This window comes from Bacteroidia bacterium (genome assembly GCA_025056095.1).
Lineage (GTDB): Bacteria > Bacteroidota > Bacteroidia > JANWVE01 > JANWVE01 > JANWVE01.
This window is the reverse complement of record JANWVW010000140.1, coordinates 1-7,277: the sequence shown is the minus strand read 5'-3', so window position 1 is coordinate 7,277 and position 7,277 is coordinate 1. Positions and strand designations below refer to the sequence as shown.

Here is a 7,277-nt window from a genome sequence, read left to right as displayed (position 1 = left end):
GAAGGGTGGGCGTTAGCCCAGTGCGGAGCGAAGCGTAGCACCGAAGCGTTAGCGTAGCCCGTAGCACGCCGACCTTGCCCACACCAGCGCAAGCGAAGTGTGGGCAAGGGCACGCCCAAAAAAATAATCTATCTCATTCTTAATTTTAGCTAAACCGTGATGCTTACTATTCTTTGGGCAAAATTAGTCCATGAAAATTTTTGCTGAAAATCAGCAGATAAAATGAACTCTTCCATAGCCGTATATGGCATCGCAAAAAAATCATCAAGGCATTTGGCTAAAAGAGAAGAAGTTTGTGCAATATCAACTGTGCCAGCTTTGGTGTAAATTACAGGACAAACAAGACCTGTTTTTTGGTCAAGAACAATCTCACTTAATCCGCCTACATCTGTAACTATCATGGGCTTACCAAAAAAATATGCTACTTGGCTTACACCACTTTGAGTAGCAGAAAGATAAGGCTGCACTACAACATCACAAGCCGAAAAATATACATGGACTTTATTTTCGGGAATAAAATTTGCGTGTAGGTAAATTTTGTCATGCAAACGCAGCTGGTCTATTCTGTCAAGGTAATACTTTTGATTGCCGTAAAACTCCCCTGCAATTACTAACTTTACTTGCTGTTTTACCTTAGGCAGCGCTTCTAGTAACAAGTCTAAACCTTTATACTTGCGAATAAAGCCAAAAAAAAGCAGAATTTTTTCGTGTGCGGGAATGTTCAACTCTTGGCGTGCTTTAAGTTGGTCTATTCGGGGGTGATAAATGTTGTAAATAGGATGGGGCAAGCAAATGGCAGGTTTATCTGTGAATTTGCGTAGGTCGTTCATTACTTGTTTAGACATTACTACAAAGCTATCGCAATGTTGGACAAAATACCGTATCAAAAGGTGGTCAAAAGGGCGCTTTTCATGAGGAATGACATTATCACATAAACCTATTACGTGGCACTTTGTACGTTTGCGTACAGCTTTGAGTATTGTACCTAAGGCAGGGGCGAGAAAAGGTATCCAAAAGCGAGCAATAATTAGATCGGGTTTTATTTCTTGGGCTATCCACTTTGCTGTTTTTAGCCAATTTAAGGGATAAATGCTGTTAATTTTTGAATGTATTTGCAGATTATTAGGAGGGGCACTGTTTGTATATTGTGTTTTACCTGGAAACAAAATACTTGGATACTGTAAGCTAAAAGATATAATACTGACTACATGATTTTGTTGCTGGAGTTCTTTTGCTAAGGCATGATTAAAATCGGCTATACCACCACGCAAAGGATGCGCAGGTCCAATAATGACAATCTTCATTAGTAAGTATCAAGACTTCTTTTTAACCACACAATCTACTAAATCACCCACATTTTTGAAACTGGCAATCTCTGCAGAAGTGAAACGAATGCCAAAGTGCTTTTCTATGGCTACAATGATGTCAATATGAGAAAGAGAATCCCAACCTTCCACTTGATTGGCAGTAGTTTCACGTGTGAGTACGATATTTTCATTTTCTAAAACTTCCTGAAAAATAGGGTGTATGGCTTTCAACACTTCTTCTGCGGTCATATTTGCAAAGTAAGCTAAAAACAATGTATTGAGCAAGGTATTTTAGCTTGATTTGTGTATTGAGTTAAGTTAGTGGGCATATAAGAGTTCGCAAGTATTATTAACTACACGATGGCAGCGCAGCTTACCTGCAAAAGCACTGGGTTTATAGATAGATTTACCTAAAAGCATTCTTGCACACTCTTGAATACCTTCGGTCATAGAAGGGTGCGGGTGAGTAAGTTCTGCAAGTTCGGCTATGCTTTTGCCAAGATGAATAAGTAGAGAAACTGCTTGTATGCTACTAGAAGCGTGTTGTCCCATAGCTCGCATGCCTAGTATTTTCATTTCATCATCATCTGTAACGATAACTTTGAAAAATCCTTGTAGTTTGCGCATTGCAACAGCTCTATTTATCAAACTGTAATCCATGCGAGCTACTCTGTAAGGAATTCCCTTTTGCTGCAAGGTTTGTTCGTTTACGCCTACGGAAGCAACTTCGGGATTGAGAAACATGATAGCGGATATATTTTCATAAATGAGAGGTTTAGGGTTGCTGTACATTTTCTCTACGGCGTGCCTACCTTCAATTTCAGCTACATTGACAAGGGCAATATCAGCAGTAGTATCTCCCACAGCATAAATGTTAGGAATATTTGTTCGAGTATCATCATCTTCAATAGCACCTTTTTCGTTCAATCGTATGCCTATTTTTTCTATTCCTAGACCTTCAAAATTAGGTACTCTTCCCACAGAAATAAGGGCTTTTTCTACTCTGTGGACTTCTTCTCTGCCATCATCATAAGTTAGTACGTACTCTACTTCATTTTCTACTCTGCGCATGGATTTGAGTTTTGCACCCCTGTGGATTGTAACCCCATTTGCTTCTAAGTTAGCTGCTACTACTGCGGCAATGTCTTCATCTTCAAAGGGCAGAATGCGTGGTGCCCTGTCTATTAGAAATACTTTAGTCTGACCAAAGTTAGAGAAAATTGTAGCGAATTCGCATCCTATAACTCCTGCTCCCAAAATTACTAAGCTTTTGGGAAAATGGTCAAAAGTATCAATTGCATCACTGGTAACAATCACTTCTTCATCTATGGGAATATCAGGCAGTTTGCGGGGTTTACTTCCTGTGGCAATAACTATATTTTCAGCAAAGATTATTTCTTCTCCCCCTTCTGCTTTACGAATGTGAATAGTATTATGAGTAACAAACGAAGCGAAGCCTTTCACAAACCGAAGGCTGCCCTGTGAAGCATGTTTTTGTAAAAATTCTACTTGTTGTATGAGTTGTTCTCGTTTTTCCCGAACGGCTTGTTGTACAATCTGTACGATTTCTTGATAAGATAAAGTCATACCTTGAGTATGAAAGCCTCTATCTTGGCGCTTAGCGTTAATTACATCTTCCGAAAGTTCCCAAAAAGTTTTAGAAGATAAAGCGCCGTGGTGCAGCCCTGCTCCGCCAAGCTCATTTTTTTCTATTAAAATAACTTTTTTACCAAAATCTAGTCCTCGCATAGCCGCAGCATAGCCCGCAGGACCTCCACCTATCACACAAATATCGTATTTTTCCATAGGTCAAAGATAGGTATTTAACTTTTATACTGCAAAAACGAATTTATTTATCCAACACACATAAACGTTTAATTCCGACAATTTTCTCCTTTAATCCTTTAAATTAGAAAAGGCTTTTTCTTTCGGACAAATGCTTATTTCTATTCAATAATATCTACACAACTTCGATGGTCCCTTATTAACGCCGTAAAGGTTTGAGAAGGTATGCAGTGAGAATAATTTATACAAAGATTGAATTTTATTTTTGGGCGTATCTTACCCGCGTTTTGCTGCAATCATGCAGACAAGGTCGGCGGGTTGCAGGCTGCGTGTGGAATGCCGCAATTCGGGCGTTAGCGAGGGGCACGCCCAAAACAAAAAATTAAACTATGTTCATGTACTTAAAAATGAAACTGTACCACTTGAATTAGTTTATCATTTGTTTTGCTTTTGGCATCACCTCTAGTGCTTTTTGAATCACTTCATCATGCTGCGCAGCTACGTAAGAACGCCCCTCTCTGCCAAACAATCTATATGCAATCAGCTCTTTGAGTGTTTCTTTGAAACGGTTTTGAGCTTTTTTAAATCCTTCGGGATTGTACTTAACGTTCATTTTAGTCGCCATTGCCACTACTTCATCTAACATTTCTTTGGTTACTTCAAATTTTTTATCATAAGTTTTGACATCGGGGTATTTTAGTTTTAGGTCAGGGTGTTTTTCTGTGTATTGAACTGAAAAATCGGTAAAAACTCCACTAAGGTACATTTCCTGCGCATACAAGCTAAACCAGGCTGTGTCAGGTTCTACGTAATAGTCAGGTAAGATTCCTCCACCGCCGTACACAATTCTACCTTTCAAGGTTCTGTATTTAAGCGAATCAGGGATTTTTTCAGGTTTAGAGAAGTCAATAATTTTTTCTTTTAGGCGTTCGCTGCCTTTGTAAGGAGTTTGGATAGATCTGCCGGAAGGAGTGTAATATCGGGCTACGGTCAATCGCATAGCAGAGCCATCAGAAAGCATTTTTTCACTTTGTACTAAGCCTTTTCCGTGAGTTCTGCGTCCTACAATTAGTCCTCTGTCTAAATCCTGTACTGCACCTGAGAATATTTCAGAAGCTGAAGCTGAACCTTCATCTACTAGTACAACAATCGGTTTATTCTCAAACAATCCTCCTGCGGTTGACCTATATTCTTTTCTGCCATCTGCACGACCTTTGGTATAAACAATCAATTTATTAGCGTCAATAAATTCGTCTATCATATCCACGGCTTGCCCTAAATATCCGCCTGGATTGCTGCGTAAGTCAATAATCAAATTTTGACAATTGAGGGATTGTAATTTTTTGATAGCATTGACCATTTCTTGGTGAGTATCCGCCGAAAAACGAGTAATATGCATGTAACCTGTTTGTTCGTTGAGCATATAGCTTACCTCAACACTATTGAGGGGAATTCGAGCACGAGTAATGGTAAATTCTAACAGTTCTTTTACTCCCCTGCGTTTAATGGTAACCTTAACTTTTGTGCCTCTGGGTCCTCTCAATGCTTTGAATACCATTTCATTCTTAATTCCAATACCTGCAAAATTTTTGTCATCTACTTTTATTATTCTATCGCCTGGTTTGATTCCTACTTCTTCGCTTGGTCCTCCAACAATGGGCGCTACTACAAAAACAGTATCTTCAATAATGTTGAACTCTACTCCTATGCCATCAAAGCTACCTTGTAGATCTTCTTGTTTAGCTTGCACTTCTTTGGCAGGAATGTAGATAGAATAAGGATCCAAAGGCTTAAGCATACCTACAATTGCATTGTCTAATACTGCTTCTTCATCTACGGGATCTACATAGTAATACCGAATGTAATTATACACTTCTTGTAGCTTATTTATGCCCTTTACATGCTTTGTGTGCTTAGGATTTTGCATTTTATAGCCCACTAACATCCCTAGCGTAACAAATATAGCAGCTAATAAGGCTATTTTCGCACTTTTGGATTTCATCTTTGAAACAATTGGTAAAGGTACAAACTTTTTAGAAAAACTTGTAATTTGGCACGCAAATTTACTATATATGGCTACAAATAGAACATTAAGTATTATCAAGCCCGATGCCGTAAGTGCAGGGAACGCAGGTAAAATTATAGATGAGATTTTACAAGCAGGCTTCAAAATTGTGGCTATGAAGCTGGTTCGCCTTTCTACCGAGCAAGCAGCTAAATTCTACGAAGTACACAAAGAACGACCTTTCTACAAAGATTTAGTCAATTTCATGTCCTCAGGACCTATTATTCCGATGATACTGGAAAAAGAAAACGCGGTAGCAGACTTTCGCAAACTCATCGGCGCAACTAATCCTGCCCAAGCAGAAGAAGGAACTATTCGTAAAAAGTATGCTACAAATGTAGAAAGAAATGCCATTCACGGTTCGGATTCAGATGAAAATGCCCTAATAGAAAGCCGATTTTTCTTTGCTAGTATAGAAGAGATTTAGAAGAACATTTAACGCCGTAAAAATGAAAATTCAAAAAGCAAGGTAAAATAGTACACCTTGCTCTGTTGGCATTTTGAAAAAAAAGAAACTTTATTTAATTTAGTAGCGTATTAGTATATTGCTATGGAGATATTTACTATTGTTACCCTGTTGATATCAGGGCTTGTCTTAATTATGCTAGAAATATTAGTTTTGCCCGGTAAAGTTTTTTTTGGCACTATTGGTGCGCTTCTAATGTTAGCGGGCATAGGAATTACTTTTGCTGAATTCTCTGCCTGGGCAGGTCTAGGCGTGTTAGTAGGTTCTATTGTAACTGTTATTGTCGGTATTAGTGCTGCCTACAAATATGGGTGGTTAGACAAATTTATTGAGAAGGAACAGTTGCAAGGTAAAATTATTAACCAAGAACTTTTGAGTCTAAACTTACAGGTCGGAAGTGAAGGTAGAACAAAATCTCCTCTGCGCCCCACAGGTTTAGCAGAATTCAATGGCAAAGAAATTCACGTTGAAAGCTCAGGAATGTACATAGAACCGAACACGCCTATACAAGTTGTGTCTATTGAAGAAAATAAAGTAATTGTCAAACCTATAAATAAACTAAAATAGTTCAAGTAGTACTTTTACCGCATACTCAAACAGCTAAAAGCAATCTCACGAATACTTGACAAAATAAGCAATTGCCCTATTGATATAATCGCTGTTTTCTATCATTATGCTATGCCCTATCTTGGGAAAGAGAGTAAGTTGAGCTTTTTGCATTTTTTCAGCTCCTGTTTTCATAATTTCAGTCAAAGACTGGTCGTGAATAAAAGGATTTGGAATTAAGTTATCTTTTTGACCTGCGAATATTTGAGTAGGAGTACAAATAAATGGCAAAATATCATACACAGGTTCATAAAGCATATTTCGCATAAAGTCAGCAATTTGGGTTGCGTAAGTTGGAATTTGTGTAAAATATTCTTGATGCAATTCATGAAACCATTCCCATTCAAATTTCCATTGATAAAAGTGGTAGGTAAGGCTCAATATTCGGTTAGTAAAAGCGATAAGTGCAAATTCAGGCGTAAGCTTTGGGGCTAAGTAGTTAATCTCTTTTTGGGAAAAGTATTCAAATCCTGCGGGGGCAAGCAAATGCAAACTTTTTACTTTATCAGGATATTGATAGGCTATCAAAATAGCGATTTGAGCTCCCATAGAATGCCCAACGATATGACAATTAGATAAACTAAGACTTTGCATAAAAGCACAAATTTTTGTTGCTAAATAAGACAAGCTATTTTTTTGAGGTGCTGTTTTCTCATCTACGCCATGTAAGTCTACGGCAACAACCCTAAATCCCTGACTATCCCAAAAAGGAATGTTGTATCGCCAAAAAGAGCTATCTGCTGCCAGTCCATGCAAAAGCAGCAATGTTTCTTTATTTGGCTTTTCGTTGTCCCAATAGCTAATAGTTTGATTTTGGACGGTTCTTCTCTTGCGAATATGCACATAATTTTGGCACATAACAGAAAGTAAGTTTGCAAGTATAGAAAAAACAACTCAAACTTTTATACATTCGTACTTCAATGACTTATTTTGTTTCACCTAAAAAGATTTCCTAAAAATTAAATCTTAACTTTTTGGGCGTGCCCTTGCCCACACTTCGCTTGCGCTTGTGTGGGCAAGGTCGGCGTGCTTCGGGCTACGCTCACGC

Annotated in this window: 7 protein-coding genes; 2 read left to right on the top strand and 5 right to left on the bottom strand. The window is 38.3% G+C overall.

Features of this window, described 5'->3' with window-relative positions; all coding sequences use genetic code 11:
• Positions 1-149: 149 nt before the first annotated feature.
• The 4 genes from NZ519_10010 to NZ519_09995 form a co-directional block, all read right to left on the bottom strand.
• Complete coding sequence (locus tag NZ519_10010) at positions 150-1,304, bottom strand: glycosyltransferase (GenBank protein MCS7029087.1); 1,155 nt, start codon at positions 1,302-1,304, stop codon at positions 150-152.
• Positions 1,305-1,313: 9 nt separating this feature from the next.
• Positions 1,314-1,556 (bottom strand): acyl carrier protein, encoded by a 243-nt coding sequence (locus NZ519_10005; GenBank protein ID MCS7029086.1) that lies wholly within the window; start codon positions 1,554-1,556, stop codon positions 1,314-1,316.
• Between the two features lie 69 nt (positions 1,557-1,625).
• The gene (locus NZ519_10000) at positions 1,626-3,113 is read right to left on the bottom strand and encodes an NAD(P)/FAD-dependent oxidoreductase (GenBank protein MCS7029085.1); all 1,488 of its coding nucleotides are present in this window, start codon (positions 3,111-3,113) and stop codon (positions 1,626-1,628) included.
• 406 nt (positions 3,114-3,519) lie between these two features.
• Positions 3,520-5,094, bottom strand: coding sequence for a S41 family peptidase (locus NZ519_09995; protein MCS7029084.1), 1,575 nt, complete (start codon positions 5,092-5,094; stop codon positions 3,520-3,522).
• 70 nt (positions 5,095-5,164) lie between these two features.
• On the opposite strand from NZ519_09995, the gene NZ519_09990 reads away from it, so the two are divergent.
• On the top strand, positions 5,165-5,584 hold the full coding sequence (locus NZ519_09990; protein ID MCS7029083.1) for a nucleoside-diphosphate kinase: 420 nt from the start codon (positions 5,165-5,167) through the stop codon (positions 5,582-5,584).
• A 123-nt stretch (positions 5,585-5,707) separates the two neighbouring features.
• Positions 5,708-6,190, top strand: coding sequence for a hypothetical protein (locus NZ519_09985; GenBank protein ID MCS7029082.1), 483 nt, complete (start codon positions 5,708-5,710; stop codon positions 6,188-6,190).
• Positions 6,191-6,235: 45 nt separating this feature from the next.
• Here the strand turns inward: NZ519_09985 and NZ519_09980 are convergent, their stop codons facing one another.
• A complete protein-coding gene (locus tag NZ519_09980) occupies positions 6,236-7,072 on the bottom strand; it encodes an alpha/beta hydrolase (protein MCS7029081.1) in 837 nt (278 codons plus the stop codon).
• Positions 7,073-7,277: the final 205 nt, after the last annotated feature.